Source organism: Pseudonocardia nigra (assembly GCF_019396355.1).
GTDB classification, from domain to species: Bacteria; Actinomycetota; Actinomycetes; order Mycobacteriales; family Pseudonocardiaceae; genus Pseudonocardia; species Pseudonocardia nigra.
On the sequence record NZ_JAHKRK010000152.1, the window covers coordinates 1 to 19,423 of the forward strand.

Annotated in this window: 13 protein-coding genes and 1 pseudogene; 11 read left to right on the forward strand and 3 right to left on the reverse strand. The window is 70.5% G+C overall.

Annotated elements, in window-relative coordinates:
• The 8 genes and pseudogenes from KME75_RS28460 to KME75_RS28495 form a co-directional block, all read left to right on the forward strand.
• A pseudogene (locus KME75_RS28460) lies at positions 1–671 on the forward strand (hypothetical protein); the annotation flags it as partial.
• Positions 672–1,091: 420 nt separating this feature from the next.
• Entirely contained in the window at positions 1,092–3,254 is a 2,163-nt protein-coding gene (locus KME75_RS28465; protein ID WP_219417970.1) for a hypothetical protein, read from the forward strand.
• Positions 3,255–3,396: 142 nt separating this feature from the next.
• Complete coding sequence (locus KME75_RS28470; protein WP_219417971.1) at positions 3,397–3,702, forward strand: DUF5710 domain-containing protein; 306 nt, start codon at positions 3,397–3,399, stop codon at positions 3,700–3,702.
• 317 nt (positions 3,703–4,019) lie between these two features.
• Positions 4,020–4,625 (forward strand): dihydrofolate reductase family protein, encoded by a 606-nt coding sequence (locus KME75_RS28475; protein WP_308283167.1) that lies wholly within the window; start codon positions 4,020–4,022, stop codon positions 4,623–4,625.
• Between the two features lie 426 nt (positions 4,626–5,051).
• Positions 5,052–6,101, forward strand: coding sequence for a tyrosine-type recombinase/integrase (locus KME75_RS28480; RefSeq protein ID WP_219417972.1), 1,050 nt, complete (start codon positions 5,052–5,054; stop codon positions 6,099–6,101).
• Complete coding sequence (locus tag KME75_RS28485; protein ID WP_219417973.1) at positions 6,098–6,565, forward strand: hypothetical protein; 468 nt, start codon at positions 6,098–6,100, stop codon at positions 6,563–6,565. The genes KME75_RS28480 and KME75_RS28485 overlap by 4 nt, the downstream gene beginning before the upstream one ends.
• Positions 6,566–6,760: 195 nt before the next feature.
• On the forward strand, positions 6,761–8,488 hold the full coding sequence (locus KME75_RS28490; RefSeq protein ID WP_219417974.1) for a tyrosine-type recombinase/integrase: 1,728 nt from the start codon (positions 6,761–6,763) through the stop codon (positions 8,486–8,488).
• Between the two features lie 252 nt (positions 8,489–8,740).
• Positions 8,741–9,070 (forward strand): hypothetical protein, encoded by a 330-nt coding sequence (locus tag KME75_RS28495; RefSeq protein ID WP_219417975.1) that lies wholly within the window; start codon positions 8,741–8,743, stop codon positions 9,068–9,070.
• A gap of 295 nt (positions 9,071–9,365) precedes the next feature.
• Here the strand turns inward: KME75_RS28495 and KME75_RS28500 are convergent, their stop codons facing one another.
• From KME75_RS28500 to KME75_RS28510, 3 genes are all read right to left on the reverse strand, one after another.
• Positions 9,366–10,085 carry a cation diffusion facilitator family transporter gene (locus KME75_RS28500; RefSeq protein ID WP_219417976.1) on the reverse strand — a complete coding sequence of 240 codons (720 nt, stop codon included), beginning with the start codon at positions 10,083–10,085 and terminating at the stop codon, positions 9,366–9,368.
• A complete protein-coding gene (locus KME75_RS28505) occupies positions 10,082–10,441 on the reverse strand; it encodes an ArsR/SmtB family transcription factor (RefSeq protein WP_372452687.1) in 360 nt (119 codons plus the stop codon). The genes KME75_RS28500 and KME75_RS28505 overlap by 4 nt, the downstream gene beginning before the upstream one ends.
• 192 nt (positions 10,442–10,633) lie before the next feature.
• The gene (locus tag KME75_RS28510; protein WP_219417977.1) at positions 10,634–10,825 is read right to left on the reverse strand and encodes an AAC(3) family N-acetyltransferase; all 192 of its coding nucleotides are present in this window, start codon (positions 10,823–10,825) and stop codon (positions 10,634–10,636) included.
• 648 nt (positions 10,826–11,473) lie between these two features.
• Here KME75_RS28510 and KME75_RS28520 point away from each other — a divergent pair.
• From KME75_RS28520 to KME75_RS28535, 3 genes are all read left to right on the forward strand, one after another.
• Complete coding sequence (locus KME75_RS28520) at positions 11,474–15,217, forward strand: Pls/PosA family non-ribosomal peptide synthetase (RefSeq protein ID WP_308283170.1); 3,744 nt, start codon at positions 11,474–11,476, stop codon at positions 15,215–15,217.
• 40 nt (positions 15,218–15,257) lie between these two features.
• Entirely contained in the window at positions 15,258–18,527 is a 3,270-nt protein-coding gene (locus KME75_RS28530) for a non-ribosomal peptide synthetase (protein WP_219417978.1), read from the forward strand.
• Positions 18,528–18,565: 38 nt separating this feature from the next.
• Positions 18,566–19,423: TauD/TfdA family dioxygenase (locus KME75_RS28535; RefSeq protein ID WP_219417979.1), on the forward strand; the 858-nt coding region annotated here is incomplete at its 3' end.

Here is a 19,423-nt window from a genome sequence, read left to right on the forward strand (position 1 = left end):
TCCAGATGGTTCCTGGCAAGGCGGAGGTAGGCGCCGTCGTACTTGACGTACCCGGGCCTGCCGACAACGCAGCCAGGGACCATCTGGGCGCGAAGACCGCGTTCATGATCCGCGGGACGCGGCCTAGCGCGCCGGTGCGGCTGCCGGAGGTGTTCGTCGGCGGGGAGGGACTCGCCCGCGGCCCGGCCGAGGTGCTCGCGACGCTGCTGCACGAGGCCGCGCACGCCCTGGCCCACGTCCGCGGCATCAAGGACACCTCCCGCCAGGGCCGCTGGCACAACGCCCGGTTCAAGGCGCTGGCCGAGGAGCTCGGGATCGAGGTCACCAAGGACGACCGCATCGGCTGGTCCCCGACCACGATCCCAGCCGCCACCCTCGACGCCTACGCGCAGGTGATCGACGAGCTCGGGCGGGCGCTGCGGCTGCACCGGGCCGTGGAGAGCACCGGGAGCCGGGGGAAGAAGCCGAGCCCGCCGCCGTGCGTGTGTGGGTGCGGCCGCCGGATCCGGGTCGCCCCGTCGGTGCTGGACGCCGGCCCGATCACCTGCGGCGTGTGCGGCGAGGACTTCGCCCCGGATCTGCCCGGTGTCCCGGGCGACAGCGACCCCGGTGCCGACGGCGACGGCGGTGAGGTCGATGAGGGCAGCGCCGACCGCGAGCAGCGCCGGTGACGACGAGGCCAAGGACGACGCCCTGCAGCTATGGCGGCCCACCGCGCTCGTCATGGACCGCGTGTCGACGTTCGGAAAGCCCCGCTCACCGAGAATCGTTCCGTACGGGCGCATCTGAGACTCTGCCTGTCACGGCATTGCCGCTCGGGTAAGTCTCGCGGCGGTGTGCGCTTGCGGTTCGGCTTCTGGGACGTCCGCCCATGCCGAGATCAGCACAACTGGTTGACATGTGCCCGCCACGGCGAAGGAAGGTCGGCTGATCGGGAGGCCCCTCGCACTGCTCCGACTCGATGGGCGACTTGTCGGTGGCGTGATGCAAACTGCTGCCGTGGGTTCCCGTGCTGAGCCGCACCTGGAAGTGTTTGCTGCCGCGAGACGTCGGCTGGCTAAGCCGCCACGGCACGCGAACAGATCGTCGAGGTGTGGAACGGCCTCGACCCGGATGACGTGTTCGGGGCGTGGTTGGACACTGGCGAGGACGGCCGCGGTGAGTTGCGGGCGGGGAGCTACATCGCGGAGGAGGCGGCAGAGGCATTCGACCGGCGCGCGGCTGCCTTCTTGAAGTCGGTGAAGGAGTCGTTGGACGCAGCTGTGCTGGCCGCCGCGCAGACGGTGTGCACGCCGATGTGGCCGGTCGACCCGGACCTGCATCGGATGCCGCTCATGACGACGGCCGAGGAGTTCGATGCGCTTGTGCCGAACGGTCACCTCCTCGGCCTGCGCCCAGACCAGGTGCGGGTGCTGCGCAAGTTCCAGCCGTTCACCGCCGGAAGCTCGGCGGCCGTGTTCGTCGGCACCCACATGAGTTGCCTGGCCGCTGCCCTCGCCGCGCTGGGGCAGGGCGAGCGGCTCGTGTGCGGGTGGGCAACGCACACCGGGCCGGACCTCCGCCTTCCCGATGACGCGACGCTGGTGTGGTTTGAGACCAAGTCCGATGGGCCGCTAACGTCTCCGCGGCTGTTGGCGACCTTCCAAGTCGACCCGCCGGAGGCTGCCGGCCAGGTCGAGGTGCTCCCGAATGTTGCGCTCGACCTAGCCCTCACCGTACCGCCGTGGCCGGCGAACATCGACGACAACTTCCAGGCTCGCTCGCGGAACCTCCTTGCTGCCGCGACGCACCTCATCGACGGGCTCGAGCGGTCCGTGAGCACACCGACATTCCTCCAGCAGTTTGGTCGTCTCGATGACCTTGCACCGACCGCCGCGTCGACCCTGTGGAAGCCCGTCGTCTTCGAAAGCGCCGAACAGGAGACCGAGGCGCGGGAGGGTCTCACCGCGTCTGATCTGAACCTCGCCAGCTTCCGCGGGGACGACGGCACGTACACGTTGCTGCGTCTCGACGGCGACCGAGTCGTCGGGCGCGAGATCCCGGAGGCCAGCCCGCCCGAACCATCCCTGCCGCTAGGCACCGGCACCGAGCTGGCCGCCCTGGAGGCCGCCGCCGCGTGGGGTCTGCCGGACTTCGCGTTCCACGCGAAGGTCGTCACCAAGGGGCCGGGGCGACGTGAGATCGGTGACGGAACCCTCGTTACCGGCAACCGCGGCATCGTGCTCCAGGTGAAGGCGCGCGACGGCGCCACGACAGTCGCCACCCGGGAGTCGAGCTGGCTGAGGAAAAAGGCGGGCGAAGGGTTGCGGCAGGCTCACGGCACGATCCGGTCAACCCTGCCCGACCCCAACCTGTCCCTCACGAACTTCCGGGACCGGGAGGTCGAGCTGCCCGGCGACACCATCGACTGGGTGCCCGTAGTGATCTTGGATCATCCGAGCCCGCCGGATGACGTCGTTCCCGACCAGGAACCGGAAAAGAACGGGCTCATCCTGCTGCGTCGCGACTGGGAGTTCCTGTGGGACCAGCTGCGGTCAGTGTCAGCGGTCGTGGACTACGCCCACCGCGTCGCTGACAAGGAACGCATCGCGCTCGGCACGGAGGTCGGCCGCTACTTCGACCTCGCCGACAAGGACGAGCACGCAGAACCAGATCCGATGGCGGCGTGGATGGTCGAAGCCGGCGCCACTCAGACCAGCGGCCCAACGCTTCCTCGCGAGCCGGCCGACACGGCTGACGCCATTGGCCACTCAGTCTTCCACCGCATCCTCGAAGACATTGCCAACACCGATATGGCAGGCGACGAACGCACCCGGCTTCACGTCCTCGCGCTCATCGACAAGTTCTGGGTGGGCCACCGCGCCGAGCTTGGCCGGACGCTGTTGCGCCGCATCGACCACTGCGCCCTCTCACCGGCCGACGAGTTGCGCGCACAGCACCGAATCACCTACATCGACGGCGGCCAACTCCAGCTCACGTTCAGCGTGTACTCGCAGTTCACTGGCTACCATCAGCAGCTGTTCCAGACTTGGGTGCTTCACCGCAGGCAGAGGTTCCTTCACCAGGCGGGTGCGACAGGGCCCGACTTCCCGTGGACGGTTGCGGTTCTGCTGACCCCGCGACCCGACGGCGCCAGGCTGTGGGACACGACGGTCCTTGCCACGAACAGCGGCCCCGCCTACGACGAGGAGGCATTCGAGAGCATCGGCCGCGCGTTCGCCCAGCCCGGCGCAACCGACGAGACCATCCTCTAACCGGTGTCCCCTGCCACTCGCGGTGGAACCCAGGTCATCGACAGCCCCGGGCGGGCCGCGTCGCGCGGACACCTGGCGCGGGACCGGCGCCGGATGCGACCCTGACCAGCAGTGCCCACGTCGAGCGACCGGGGGATCACCGATGGTGCACGAACCCTCCGTCCCACACCCGCGTGCCAGCAACGCCAGCCGCGCCTACTTGGACGTGCCCTACGCGGAGAAGGACGCCGCGAAGGCCCTCGGCGCCCGCTGGGACCCGAGCGTGCGCCGCTGGTACGACCCGCGCCCGCCGACGGCAGGGCTGAAGCGGTGGGCCGCCCGCCCCGAGGTGCCCGAGCTGCTACCCGGGGAGGACCGCGCGTTCGGGGCAGGTCTGTTCGTCGACCTCGTACCGCGCTCGTGCTGGTTCACCAACGTACAAGTTATGTGGAATCGCTCGGCGGGCTAGGCCAGGGCTAGGCCTCCGGGACGCGGCTGATCAAGAAGCGAAGAGGGGCGCCGGTGGCGGTGACGAAGCGGCGGAGTCCTTCGCCGCGCTGGCGCGCTCAGCAGTCCAAGCGTCGCTCAGGCGACGGCATGCCGTGCCGCAAGAGGATCCCTGAGCGGACACCGCACCAGCGCCTTGATCCGTAGGGGGCCCGCCGCACCGCCGATGATTCTGCGTTCGGCCGCCGGTCTACTCCCAGGCGGACGAGGGTCTCTCCCTCGATTCTGGCTCTCGGCCGCACGACCGCTTGCAAGTCGCAATCACTCCGGAGGTTCACGGTGTCGGACACCACCTGCCACATGTCGATCTCAGTGGACGGCTTCGTCGCCGGGCCTGACCAGAGCCGGGAACATCCCCTTGGAAAGCGGGGGCGGGAGGTGCACGGCTGGCACATCGGCGACCCCCGGGCCAACGACGCGGACAAGGTCGCGAACGGGTGGCTGATGCGCCCGAGGGGCGCGTATGTCATGGGTCGGAACATGTTCGGCCCGATCCGCGGGGAGTGGGATGAGGACTGGTCGGGCTGGTGGGGCTCTGAACCGCCGTATCACGCACCGGTGTTCGTGCTGACCCATCACCGCCACGATCCGATCCAGATGGACGGGGGAACGACGTTCCACTTCGTCACCGACGGCTTCGACGCGGCCTATTCCGCGGCGTGCCAGGCCGCCGGCGACAGAGGCGTGGACATCGCAGGCGGTGCCTCGACCGTCCGACAGGCACTGGCAGCCGGGGTGATCGACGAGCTCACCCTCGACATCGCGCCCGTCCTGCTCGGTTCGGGCGAGCGGATCTTCGACGGGATTGAGGCCTTCGGCTTCGAGCCTGCCGAGGTGCTTCACTCCCCGCTGGCCAGCCACATCCGCTATCGCCGCGTCAGCTGATCCGCGGCCCACTGCCGCGCGCAGCTCGGGGTCCCGGGCGGGACCCCGAGCCAGCGCGGTGTGAGGTCCCCGGCATGGTCCTGACGGTGTCAGTGGCAGGTCCGCGCCTTACCCGCAAGGGAACGCTCACCGGCCCTCCGCGTGTGAGCGGCGCAATGCAGCACGTGACCTGGGGAAGTGCCGGAAGCCTAGTTCGATGAACCGTCTCGATGACGGGGCGACAACCGGGACCTGACTGACGCCGTTAGCCCCGGTATTGGCGGCGCGCGATGCCTACCTCCGGCCCGTCGCTCGTCCCTGGGGAGGGCCGTTGTCCGGTCGCATGCGGCTCTGTTGTCCGCCGCCCCCGGGGTTCTCGTTGTCCGTTGATGATCGTCGGCGGAAGCCCGGTGGACCGGATGCTGCGCCCGCTCGTTGATCGGGTTGATGGTTCCGGAGGAGAAGTGGCCGGTGCTGCTCGGCCATGAGCAGGTGTTGATCTGGTTGCGGATGTTGGACGACCTGGGCCGGGCGCCGCGGACCCTTGACGCCTACACGCGGGGCCTGGCCGAGTTCCTGTCCGCGTGCGACCGCGACGGCGTCGACCCGCTGACAGCCACGCGCGCCGATATCGCCGGCTACGTGCGCGAGCTTCGCCAGCGCCCCAGCCGGCGCGGCGGCAACGTGGTGGCTCTCGACTCGGGGGCGGGGTTGGCGAACGCCACGATCCAGCAGCGGCTGGTGCCCGTGCGCTTGTTCTACGACTTCCTGGTCGAGGAGGGCCTGCGGCAGGCCAACCCGGTCGGGCGGGGCCGGCACACACCGAATCGGGGACGAGGCGGAAGCGAGCGCGGCCTGGTCCCTCGCCTGCGTACGCTGCCCTGGATCCCGTCCGACGACCAATGGAACGCGATCCTGCTGGTGACCAGCAAGGAGCGGATCCGCAACCGGTTGATGCTCGCGTTGGGCTATGACGCCGCATTGCGGCGGGAGGAACTGTGCAGCCTGCGAACCGATGATCTGGACCCGGCGCACCGGACGCTGCGGGTGCGGGCCGAGACAACCAAGAACCGTCGCGAACGCGTCGTCCCATACTCGGCACCGACCGGGGTGCTGTTGTCGCAGTACCTCGCCCACCGGGCGACGTTGAGCCGGGCTCGCGGGCCGCTGTTCCTGTCCGAGTCGCGGCGCAACCCCGGTCAGCCGCTGACCTTGTGGACGTGGTCGAAGGTGGTACACCGGATCGCGCAGGACGCCGGTGTGCCGGGCTTCTCCACGCACACCACCCGGCACCTGTGTCTGACCGACCTGGCCCGGATGGGCTGGGAGCTGCACGCCATCGCGACCTTCGCCGGGCACCGCAACACCGACTCCACCCTGGACTACATCCACCTGTCCGGGCGGGACCTGGCCGACAAGCTCAGCCGCGGGATGAAACACATCCACGCGTGGCGGGTCGAGCACCTCACCGCAGCCGACACCGGGCTCGCACCGTGACCACCCCCGATGATGGCCGGCAGGTCACCGCGAGGAGCCCCGCACCCGCTCACCGGGCCCGGTCACGCGGCGGCTGGGTCTGGCCGATCGATCTGGACGGCTGGGACCGGTCCGCCCTCACCACGGCGGAGGTGGCCGCGCTCCGCGAGCTGGGCTACAAGGTGCGCCGCCCGCCGGGGTCCGACGAGCGCAGTCTGGCCTGGCGCCGAATCCGCCGGCTGCTCGAGCCGCTCCATCGCGCCCGCGCCGTGGTGCAGGTGCCCCGGGACGAGGGGCCTGGTCGGCGACAGCGGCGAGCCGCCGACGACGCCGTCGGCATGATCCTCTGGACCTGCGGGCAGAACGAGACCTCGTTCTGGGAGTGGTCGCCCGAGACCTGGGCGGCGCTGATCGGACCCGGAACGGCGGCGTTCACCGCGCCCTGGCCCGAGTCGATCGACCGGCCGCACGACTGCACATCGTGAGCTACGCCTACCTGCTGACCGGATTCGTCGCCTTCCACCGCCTGACCCGGCTCTGGAGCCTGGCCCTGGCCCGACGAGTGTTTCGGCCGCGCGGAGGTCGACGCCGCCATCGGGCCCGTCCGGAACGTCCTGACGGGCTGGGGTCACCAGACCGATCAGCAGACCGGAGCCACCGTCGATACGACCGTCTCGTTGATGTTGCTGGTCAACCACAGTCCCCGCCTCGCCGACCTCGACGATGCCGCTGTCCTCGAGCTGCGCGAACACCCCGCCATCACGCACAAGACCCGCGGTCAGGCCTACCGCGTGCACCGCGCGCTGGCCGAGCTCGGCCACACCGGCCAACCACGCCAGCCCCACGGGGTCACCGCGCAGCCGGTCGAGGGCGCCAGCTCGGACTGGATGCGGTGGGTCGATCGGTGGCGGGCCACCTCGACGCTGACTCCGCGCGCGCTGCAGGGCTACTACGGCGTGCTCGCCAAGGTCGGACGATGGCTGGCCACCGAACATACCGGCATCACCGGGCCGGAGGACTGGACCCGGCAGACGTGCGCGAGCTGGGTCGCCCGGGTCAACAGCATGACGCTCGGCGAGTTCATCCAGCGCCACGACGCTCTGGACGAGGGTCGGCTCGGCGAGCCGTTGTCGGCGCGCACCCGGTCCGGTCACCTCAACGCCGTGCGCACCTTCTTCCGCGACTGCCAGGAATGGGAATGGATCCCGCGCCGGTTCGATCCCGCCCGCGCCCTGGCCTGCCCCCGCAGCCTGCTGGCGCTGATCGGACCCGATCCGCGCACCATCGCCGACGATGTGTGGGCCAAGCCCCTCTGGGCCGGGCTCAACCTCGAGCCCGACGACCTGCCGTCCAACCCGAGCGGGCTGTTCTACCCGATCACGCTGATCCGCGCGCTCACCCTGAGCTGGCTGTTCAGCGGGCTGCGCAGCGACGAGATCATGCGGCTGCGCGTCGGCTGTGTCCGCTGGCAGCATGACGGCGCGCGGCCCCCCGGCGACAGCGACGGCGTCCTGGCCCAGGGCCGGGTCTGTCTGCTCGACGTTCCGGTCCACAAGACCGGGACGGCGTTCACCAAGCCGGTCGACCCCGTCCTCGGCAAGGCGCTCGAGACCTGGCAGGCCGAGCGCCGCGCACAACCGGCGATGCCCGACCGCAAGACTGGAGAGCGGGTCGAGTTCCTGTTCGCCCATCGGGCGCGGCCGGTCGGGAAGTCCTACCTCAACCGAACGATCATCCCGGCGCTCTGCGCCAAGGCCGGAGTGCCCACCGCGGACGCCCGCGGCAACATCACCAGCCACCGGGCGCGGTCGACCATCGCCAGCCAGCTCTACAACGCCAAAGAACCCATGACACTGTTCGAGCTCCAAGCCTGGCTCAACCACCGCTCACCCGAGACGACCCAGCACTACGCGAAGATCACCCCGAACACGCTGGCCCGCGCCTACACCGACGCCGGCTACTTCGCCCGCAACGTGCGCGCCATCGAGGTCCTCGTCGACCGCGACGCCGTGACCTCCGGGGCGGCAGCGGCCGGAGAGCCCTGGCAGTACTACGACCTCGGCCACGGCTACTGCACCTACACCTTCTTTGAGCAGTGCCCGCACCGCATGGCCTGCGCCCGCTGCGACTTCTACACCCCTAAGGCCTCCAGCAAGGCAGGGCTGCTCGAAGCCAAGGACAACCTGCAGCAGATGCTGGCCAACATCCCCCTGAGCGATGAGGAACAGGCTGCCATCGACGACGGCCAGGCCGCGCTCCATCAACTCCTCGAGCGCCTCGTCGACACCCCGACCCCGGCCGGACCGACACCGCGCGAACTCGCGGTCCCGGCCACGGCGACACTGCTCCCGATCACTCCGGTCTCCGGGAACCAGTCCAGCGCCCAGCGACCTTCAGCGTCGCGTTAAGGCCCGCACCGAAACGGACACAACGCCCAGTCCGGATTCCACAGAATCCGCTCCTGCATCAGCCCGCAGGACTGGGAACGGCTGCGCCGGCCAATCCTGCGCCGCGCCGGGCACCGCTGCGAAGCCTGCGGGGACGGCGAGGACCGCCCTACCGGGCGCTGGCTGGAGGTCCACGAACGCTGGCACTACGACGACCGCACTGGCGTCCAGGCCCTGCGCCGGCTGATCTGCCTGTGCTCGCCCTGCCACCTCGTGACCCACTTCGGCTACGCCAACATCACCGGCCGCACCGACGAGGCGTTCGCGCACCTACGGCACGTCACCGGCATGACCCAGGCCCAGGCACACGCCCACGTCCACGCCGCCCAGAACCTGTGGATCGAAAGATCGGCTCGCGTGTGGACACTGGACCTGACCATGCTCATCGGCGCCGGGGTCACCGTCCGCCGCCCCGAGCACGCACACGAGCGCCCGGCCGTGGTCGACGAGGCACTACGCCAAGCGGCCACCGCATGGCCAGTATCCGGTCGCCCCGGACCCCCCTCGTGGCCGGCGTCGATCACAGCACGTGACATCGGGTGAGCAGTGCCCCGTGCCACGTCATGTGCCGCGAACGATGGTCGAACGGTGCGATATCCGTCGGGCGATGATGCCGACCCGATGAGGATTGCCGCAGGTAGAGGCCCACTTCTATGTTGATCGGTTGCCTTCCAAACTGGCTACGCGGGTTCGATTCCCGTCGCCCGCTCCACTGGCGTCAGCCAGCAGAAACGGCCGATCCCGTCTCGTGCACCGGACCGGCGCCGACGAGGGCACCGCGTTCCGCGGAACGCGGGACCGACACGCGGGGGCGGGTCGCGATGGGACGTGCGTGCAACTAGCTCTTTCCGCCAGGTTTTGCCGTGACCTCCCCCGAGCAGCACGAGCCCACGCAGCCGCACCCGTCGACCGCGCCCTCGTCCACGACCTCGACGGGAAGGGTCGGGCAGCACGTGCGCCCGCGGAGGGCCTCACGACCCTCTCTGACGGCGACGACGGCCAGGCCGAGCGCGACCACCGGGTCCGCCCACCACCACCCGAGCGCGGCGTTGAGAACCAGGCCGACGAGGACGCCGGCCGAGAGGTACGTGCACAACAGGGTCTGCCGGGAGTCGGCAACGGCGCTCGCCGACCCGAGTTCGCGGCCTGCGCGACGCTGCGCCCAGGACAGGAACGGCATCACGACGACGCTGACCGACACCAGCACGATCCCGACGGTCGAACGCTCGGGCTCCGCACCGCCGAGCAGCGTCCGGGTGGCTTCCACCGTGACGAAGGCGGCGAGCGCGAAGAACGATCCGGCGATCACGCGCAGGGCGGTTCGCTCCCGGCGCTCCGGGTCGCCGCCGCTGAACTGCCAGGCGACCGCGGCCGCGGAGGCGACCTCGATCACCGAGTCCAACCCGAACCCGATCAGGGCCACCGAGTTGGCCACCGTGCCGGCGGCAACCGCGATGACCGCCTCGATCACGTTGTAGGTGATCGTCGCCGCGACCAGCAGCCGGATGCGCCGGCGCAGGACATTGCGACGATCCGAGGGGATGGCGAGATCACTCATGACGCCACCTGCTCCTTGACCTGCGGCTCGCCGTAGACCGGGCAGAGCGCCACCGCATCGCCGGTACGCGCGAGCAGGCTCTCGGCGCTGCGCAGCAAGTCGATCAGCTCCGGATGCGTCAAGCTGTAGAACGACTGCCGGCCCTCGGTGCGGAAGTCCACCAACCGGCAGTCCCGCAGGCAGGCGAGGTGCTTCGACACCGTCGACTGCGCCAACCCGAGCCCGCGGGTCAGGTCGACCACACGTGCCTCACCGTCGGCGAGCCGCATCACGATCGCCAGCCGCGTTGGGTCCCCGAGCGAACGGAACAGCGCCACCGCAGGTCCGGGCGCGGGCTCACATCCATCCATCGCCATCGGACGATGATATGTGCGGCAGGCGATGACGGCCAGGGTGGCTCGGCATCTGCGGGGGCTGCCCGGTTCAGGCGGGGCAGTGCCGTTCCATCCACCCGACGGCGAACGCGCACATCGCCGCCGCCTCCACGAGCACGCTGTCCGCTGCACCGACGCGTCCACGTGCGCCCCGACCGCTCGCGAGGAACCCGGTCACGATCGTCCGACGTCGACGAGCTTGGCGAGGGGCGAGCCCGGCCCGTAGCCGTAGTCCAGGGGGCGGCCGGCGGAGAACCACTCGGCTCGCGCCCCGAGAGCCGCGAACGATGCGCCGGGGTTTGCGCTGCGCCGCCCGCGCTGCGCCTGGTCCGCCGTGTTGGGCAAGGTGCAGCACAGCCCGCTCACCCGACAAGCCCATCCCCGCCCGGGTCAGCAGCCGCTCACCTGCCCGCCGCCGCACGCGAACATCCTCGCTGGTGACACGGGGTTTGCTCCTCCTTTCGAGTGAATGCTCGTCCGAAGGAAACGCTGAGGGCTCCTGCGTCGACTCCTACGCCACACCGAGCGGCGAAAGCGCTGGTCAAGCGATGGATCACCGTGGTCGTTCGGGTCGCCGAGGTTGTCGAGAACGGGGAGGGGCCGAAGATGCCGATCGTCCACCCTGTCGGCGTGACCGAAGGCGGCGCGCGCAGATCGTGTCGATCTGCCACCCCGTCACGGGTCCGCCGAACCGGGCCCCGTCCATCACGCAGCACTCACGCCCGACCGCACGTCCGGCAGGCCCGGACGAAGTCGCACCCGGGCGGGCCGCCCGCCATCTGGAGGTCCTCGTGCTGACCGAGAGAGTGTTCCCGCACAGCGCCTAGCGCATTCCGCCGGCACCGCCGGATCGGATCGTTCCCAGTCCTCGGAGCCACGGCAGTGACGACCTCATTGCCTCGGTGATCTCCGTTGTGCTGCAGCCAGGAGCTGCTCTTTCTCTTCCGGCGCCCGTTCGTCGTGCGCCCGCCGAACGTGTCGCGACATCTTCACGCCTGGTCGAAGGGGACCCACGTGATAGGAGAAACCATCGACGTCCTGACGGTCGAGCCGGACCCGTCCTCGTTTCTCGCCGACGATTTCGAGGGTCCGACGACCGGCACGGAGGCAGTCCTCGCCGAGGTGCTGGCAGCCGTCATGAAGGTCGATCGGGTGTCGGTGGACAGCCACTTCTTCGACGACCTGGGTGCCGACTCGATGGTGATGGCCCGGTTCTGTGCGCGGCTGCGGAAGCGGGCGGACCTGCCGTCGGTGTCGATGAAGGACATCTACCAGCATCCGACGATCCGGAGCATCGCCGTCGCGTTCCCGGTCGCGCCGCCCGCCACGTCCGCTCCGCTCGAGGGCGTTCTGGCCGGGCTCCTGGCCGAGGTCGTGGGCGTCGATCGGGTGACGCTCGACAGTCATTTCTTCGACGACCTGGGTGCCGACTCGATGGTGATGGCCCGGTTCTGTGCGCGCGTGCGGAAGCGGGCGGACCTGCCGTCGGTGTCGATGAAGGACATCTACCAGCATCCGACGATCCGGAGCATCGCCGTCGCGTTCCCGGTCGCGCCGCCCGCCACGTCCGCTCCGCTCGAGGGCGTTCTGGCCGGGCTCCTGGCCGAGGTCGTGGGCGTCGATCGGGTGACGCTCGACAGTCATTTCTTCGACGACCTGGATGCCGACTCGATGGTGATGGCCCGGTTCTGTGCGCGCGTGCGGAAGCGGGCGGACCTGCCGTCGGTGTCGATGAAGGACATCTACGCCCACCCGACGATCAGCAGCCTCGCAGTGGCGCTCGCGGATACCGCTCCCGCTGCTGTCGAGCCGTCGGTGCCGGCGTCGATCGAGGTGACGAGGCCTGCCAGCACCGCGCAGTACGTCTTCTGCGGAGCACTGCAGTTCCTGTTCTTCGTCGGATATTCCTTCCTGGCTGCGCTCCTCCTGACCGGCGGATACGAGTGGGCATCGGCCGGATCAGGTGTGATCGAGATCTACGTCCGGGCGGTGCTGTTCGGCGGTGCGGGGTTCCTCGGCATGTGCGCCCTCCCCATTCTGGCGAAGTGGGTGCTCGTCGGCCGATGGAAGCCCCAGCAGATCCGCATCTGGAGCCTGTCGTACGTCCGGTTCTGGCTCGTCAAGACGCTGGTCCGGTCGAATCCGCTGGTCATGTTCGTCGGTTCCCCGCTCTATGTGCTCTATCTCAGGGCACTGGGTGCGAAGATCGGGCGCGGGGTCGCGATCTTCTCGCGGAGCTTCCCCGTGTGCACCGACCTGCTCAGCATCGGCGACGGCACGGTCATCCGTAAGGACTCGCACTTCACCTGCTATCGGGCCCACGCCGGTATGATCCAGATCGGCTCGGTCACGATGGGCAGGAACGTGGTCGTCAGTGAGGCGACCGTGCTCGACATCGGGACGTCGCTCGGCGACGGCGCTCAACTCGGCCATGCCTCCGCGCTGTACCCCGGGCAGGCCGTGCCCGCAGGCGAGCGCTGGCACGGGTCCCCGGCGCAGCGGACCGACGTGGACTTCCGCGCGGTCCCTCCCACCGCCTGCGGGATGCTGAGGCGGTTCGTCTTCACCGTCGTGCAGTTGTTGAACCTGCTGGTCCTGTACCTGCCCCTGGGGCTCGCCGGCGCGGCCGTCCTCTTTGCCGAAGTCCCGCAGCTCGCGGCGCTCCTGAATCCGGAGGAGCTGCCTCTCACGAGCTGGGCGTTCTATTCGCAGGCCCTGATCGCCTCCCTCGTGCTCTACTTCGGGGCTCTCCTCGTCGCCCTCCTTGTCGTGACAACGGTTCCCCGACTGTTCAACCTCGCGATCGAGCCGGACAAGATCTATCGCTTGTACGGCTTCCACTACTGGGTCCACCGGACGATCACGCGTATGACCAATGTGAAGCCCCTGAGTAATCTCTTCGGTGACTGCTCGTACATCGTCCACTATCTGCGGGGCATCGGGTACGACCTCTCCCGCGTCAAGCAGACCGGCTCGAACTTCGGCGGCAACGTCAAGCACGAGACCCCGTACCTGAGCTCGGTCGGCACCGGAACGATGGTCGCCGACGGGCTGTCGATCATCAATGCCCACTTCTCGACCACGTCCTTCCGCGTGTCCCGGGCGTCGATCGGGCCGTCCAACTTCCTCGGGAACGGCATCGCCTACCCCTCGCAGAGCAGGACGGGCAACAACTGTCTCCTCGCCACGAAGGTCATGGTTCCGATCGACGGGGAGATCCGCGAGGGCGTCGGGCTCCTGGGCTCGCCCAGCTTCGAGATCCCGCGGTCGGTGGAGCGGGACAACACGGTGCACCCGAAGACCAGGCGCGAGTTGCGTGTTCGCCTCGCCGCGAAGAACAAGCACAACATCGTCACCATGGGTTGGCACCTGCTCGTCCGCTGGATCCATTTCTTCGGGATCACCCTGCTGGCCAGCGTTGCCGCGAGCTTCTACACCCAGTTCGGGGCGTCCGTGGTTGCGCTGTTCATAGTCCTCATCCTCCTGTTCACGGCCGCCTACTTCGTGCTGGTCGAACGGGTCGTCACGGGGTTCAAGCCCTTGCGTCCGCTGTTCTGCTCGATCTACGAGCCTGCCTTCTGGCGGCACGAGCGCTACTGGAAGGTGTGCTCGATCGCGTACCTCAACATCTTCAGTGGCACCCCCTTCAAGAACGTGATCTCGCGACTGCTGGGCGTTCGTATCGGCCACCGGGTCTTCGACGACGGCTGCGGGATCCCGGAGCGGTCGCTCGTCACCATCGGGGACGACTGCACGTTGAACATGGCGAGCGCGATCCAGTGCCACTCGCAGGAGGACGCCGCCTTCAAATCCGACTACAGCACGATCGGTGCAGGCTGCACGCTCGGCATCGGCTCCATGGTCCATTACGGCGTCACGGTGGGCGACGGCGCGGTCCTCGCCCCCGACTCCTTCCTCATGAAGGGCGAGGAGGTGCCGCCCTACGCGCGCTGGGGCGGCAACCCGGCCCGCGAGCTGCGCGACCTCGCCCCGGCGGCCCCGACCGTCCCGGCCGTCCCGACGTCCTCGCCCGCACGGCGGCGCGCCCCGCTGCTGCTGGCCGGTGCGCTGGTGCCCCTCATCGCTGCCGGCACCGTGGTCGCCGCCGGCAACAGGGCGTTGGAGTTCCGGGCGTCGTCCCGACCGAGCGTCGAGCTCCCGCCTGACCCGAGCGCCGTGGCGCCCCGGCCCAGCGTGCCGCCTTCGATGGTCGCGGCACCGGTGCCGGCCGGACCTCCGCCCACCGTGCCGCCGACATCGGTGCCGGTGCCGAACCGCCCGCTCGCCGCGTCGACCGCGCCTCCGTTCCGCCTCGCCGACGTGCCTCACCTGGACGTAGGCCTGGCATCGGGCAGCGAGGGACCGGTGGTCGTGACCCTCCAGCGGCAGCTGCAGGGCGTCGGGTACTACGCGGGCCCCGCGCACGGGCGGTTCGACGAGCCGACCGCGGAGGCGGTGCGGCGGTTCCAGGCCGAGACGTACGTCTTCGGTGACCGGCGCGGGACGGCCGGTCGGGCCACCGCCGTGGCGCTGCTCGCCGCCGGACCCCGCCCCCCGCTCGCCCACGGGGCCACCGGCGAGGACGTGCACCGCTTGCAGCACGCGCTGGTCGTCGCGCTCGGCCGGCCCGTGTCGCTGAACGGCAGCTACCTGGCCCCGACCCAGCAGGCCGTGGCCGACTACCAGTTCTCGCGGGGGCTGCCGGTCGACGGGACGGTCACCGAACAGACCTGGACTGCACTTCAAGGAGGCCGGTGACGTGAACGGCTTCACGGTGGTTGGACGGAGGAACGACGCGATGGAGATTGCAGCCGACGCCGACCGGGAGTTCTGGCGCACGACGCTCGCGGCCGGCGGGTGCACCGCGATCCCCACGTGGACGCTCGAACCTCTGCCGGGCGTCGCCGAGCACGAGGCGCCGATCCCGGACGACCACGTGGCGGCGCTGCGCGCGCTCGCCGACGAGGCGGCCCTGCCGATCGACGCGGTGCTGCTGGCCGCGCACGCCGCGGTGCTGGCCGCGCTGTCGGGTGAGCGCGAGGTCGTGACCGGCTACGTCGCCGCGGCGGGCGCCGATCCGCTGCCGTGCCGGCTGACCGTCGGAGCGGGCTCGTGGCGCGCGGTGCTCCTGGACGCCCGGCGGGTCGCGGCGGCGCTGTCGGCGCACGGGGACTTCCCCCTCGACGACCTCCGGCGCGAGCTGAACCTGCCCGGGCCGTCGTTCGAGACCGTCCTCGATGCCCGCGGCGCCGACGGCGACCTCGCCGAGGACGTCGTGCTGCGGGTGGGCGTCGCGCAGGACGGTGGGCGGCTCGCGCTGCGCCTGCGGTACCGGACCGACGCGCTCGACGCGGCCTGTGCGGCCCGGATCGCCGGGTACCACCTCACCGCACTCGCGTCGATCGCCGCGGACCCCGACGCCGAGCACGGGCGGCAGAGCCTGGTCTCCGCGGAGGAGCACGACTTCCAGATCGAGGGGCTCGCCGGACCGCGCCGGGAGCTGCCCGACCGCCGGTTCCACGAGCTGTTCGAGGAGCGGGTGCGGGCCCATCCGGACGCGGTTGCGGCCGTCCACCGCAACCGACGGTGGACCTACCGGGAGCTCGACGAGCACGCCAACCGGCTGGGACGGGCCCTGCTGGCGCGCGGGTTGGGCCGCGAGGGGGTCGTCGCGGTCGTGACCGAGCGGAACCTGGACTGGATGGCGGCCGTCATCGCGGTCTTCAAGGCCGGTGGCGTGTACCTGCCGATCGAGCCGCACTTCCCGCCCGAGCGGATCGCGACCACGCTCTCGCGGGCCGGGTGCCGGCTCGTGCTGACCGAAGCCGGTAGCACCACGGCGATCGACCGGGCCCTCGACGCGCTGCCCGGCGTGCGAAAGATCGAGGTGGACGAGGCCTACGCGGAGGGCCACGCCGACGGCGACCTCGGCGTCGAGGTGAGCGCCGACCAGCTCGCCTACATCTACTTCACCTCCGGCTCCACCGGCGAGCCCAAGGGCGCGATGTGTGAGCACGCGGGCATGCTGAACCACCTCTACGCCAAGATCGACGATCTCCGGATCGGCGAGGGCCAGGTCGTCGCGCAGACCGCGCCCCAGTGCTTCGACATCTCGCTGTGGCAGCTCGTCTCCGCGCTGCTGGTCGGCGGACGGACCCTGCTCGTCGAGCAGGAGGTGATCCTCGACGTCCGGCGGTTCGTCGACACGCTCGTCGAGCACCGCGTCGCCGTGCTCCAGGTGGTGCCGTCCTACCTCGAGGTCGTCCTGTCCTGCCTGGAGCAGCACCCGCGCGCGCTGCCGGACCTGCGGTACGTGTCGGCCACCGGCGAGGCGGTGAAGAAGGAGCTCGTCCAGCGCTGGTTCGCCGCCGAGCCCGGTGTTCCGCTGGTCAACGCCTACGGGCTGACCGAGACCTCCGACGACACCAACCACGAGGTCATGGACCGCGCCCCGGACGGCGACCGCGTGCCACTCGGCCGCCCGGTGTCCAATGTGCACGTCTACGTCGTCGACGAGCACCTGTCCCCGGTGCCGCTCGGCGCCCCCGGCCTCATCGTCTTCTCCGGGGTCTGCGTGGGCCGCGGGTACGTCAACGACCCCGAGCGCACGCGGCAGGCCTACCTGGCCGATCCGCACCGGCCGGGCAACCGGCTCTACAAGGGCGGGGACTACGGCCGCTGGCGCCCCGACGGCAAGCTGGAGTTCCTCGGCCGGCGCGACTCCCAGGTCAAGATCTCGGGCTTCCGGATCGAGATCGGCGAGATCGAGAACACGCTGCTGCGGCTGCCGGGCGTCCGCGACGGCGCCGTGGTGGTGGCCGAGCGGGCCGATCGCAGCAAGCACCTGGTGGCCTTCTACTCGGCGCCCCGGCCGCTCGAGGCCGACCTCCTTCGGGAGCGGCTGGGGCAGTCGCTGCCCGCGTACATGGTCCCGGGCACGGTGCACTGGCGGGACCGGCTGCCGCTGACCGCCAACAGCAAGATCGACCGCAAGGCGCTGACGGCGCTCGCGGACGAGCTCGCCGTCGTCGAGGAGGTCCACCACGCGCCGAGCACGCTCACCGAACGGCGGGTGGCGGCCGCGTGGGCGGCGGTGCTCGGCGTTCCGCAGCACCAGATCGGCAGGCTGGACTACTTCTTCGACCGGGGCGGCACCTCCTTGTCGGCGGTGAAGCTCGCGATCGCGCTGGATCGGGCGGTGTCGCTCACCGACCTCACCCGCCACCCGGTCCTCGCCGACCTGGCAGGGCTGCTCGACCGCCGGTCCGGACGGCGCTCCAGGCCACCCGCCGGCCTGGTGCAGACACTCGCCCCGGCGGACGGCCCGCAGGCGCGTGCCCTGGTCTGCTTCCCCTACGCGGGCGGCAACGCGGTGAACTTCCAGCCGATGGCCAGGGCGCTGCGCGGCAGCGGGCTCGCGGTCCACGCCGTCGAGCTGCCCGGGCACGACGTGGCCACCGAGCGCGCGCCGTTCGCCCCGCTCGCGCAGGTCGTCGAGCAGGTCGTCGACGAGATCACGCGGCGCGGCCCGGTCGAGCTCCAGCTGTGGGGCCACTCCTCCGGCGCGGCGTTCGCCCTGGCCACCGCCCGGGCGCTGCAGGAACGCGGGGTGGACGTCCGGCGGGTGTTCCTCGGCGCGCAGTTGCTGGGCGAGCCCGCCCACCGGCGTGCTGCGATCGCGCAGCTGACCGCACGCAGCGACGCCGCCATCGCCCTGGAGCTGAGCGCGGGGGGTGGCCACCCCGAGCTCGGTGAGCTCGACCCGGAGCGCGCCGAGCACGTCGGGGCCGCCTACCGGCACGACTGCGTGTCCGCGCACCAGTACCTCGCCGACGCGGTGGACGACCCGCCTTCGGCGCGGCTGTCCGCGCCGGTCACCGCGGTCGTGGCCGTCGACGATCCGATCACCGTCGACTTCGCCCGCCGGTACCGCGACTGGCAGCTGCTGGCCGACCGCGTCGACCTGCACGTCCTCGCCTGGGGCGGCCACCACTTCCCACGCACCCGCCCGACGGAGGCGGCGGGCGCGGTGCTCCGCGCCGCCGTCGAGATGCCCGCTTCGTCCTGAACCGCCTCGTCGTGAACGGCAACGGAAAGGAATCCGAGATGTTCTCCTCATCCGCGGCGTCACTGGTCGACGTCGACCTGCGGCCCGGCGCCCCGCCGATGCTGCGCGTCGACGCGGCCGGCGACGCGCCGGGCTGGGCGGCGCAGCACCGGGACGCATTGCGATCCCTCGTCGCCCAGCACGGCTCGGTCCTGGTCCGCGGCCTCGGGCTGCGCGACACGACCGGGGCCGGCGCAGTCTTCCACCGCCTCGCCACCAGGGGCCTGATGGCCGAGCGGGAGGCGTTCGCCTCGCGGGAGAGGCTCGCCGACGGCGTCTACTCCTCCTCGACGTGGCCGGCGAACCAGCCGATGTGCATGCACCACGAGCTGAGCTACGCCCTCGAGTTCCCCGGGTTGATGGTCTTCGCCTGCCTCGTCGCGCCCACCGGGGGCGGGGCAACGGCGGTGGCCGACGCGCCGACGGTGCTCGCCGCGCTGCCCGCCGAGCTGGTCGCCCGGTTCGAGCGGGAGGGCTGGATGCTCGTGCGCAACTACAACGACGACATCGGCGCGTCCTATGCCGAGGCGTTCGGCACCGACGACCGCGGCGCCGTCGAGCGGTACTGCCGCGCCAACGCGATCGCGTTCGAGTGGCAGTCCGACGGTGGGCTGCGCACGTGGCAACGCCGCAGCGCCGTGGTGCGTCACCCGCTCACCGGGGTGCGCTGCTGGTTCAACCAGGTCGCCTTCCTCAACGAGTGGACGATCGACCCCGAGGTGCGCGAGTACCTGGTGGACATGTACGGCGCGGACGGGCTGCCGTTCACCACGCGGTTCGGGGGCGGTGAGCCGATCAGCGCCGACATCGTGCAGCTGCTCAACGGGGTGTACGAGCAGCACACGGTGCGGGAGCCG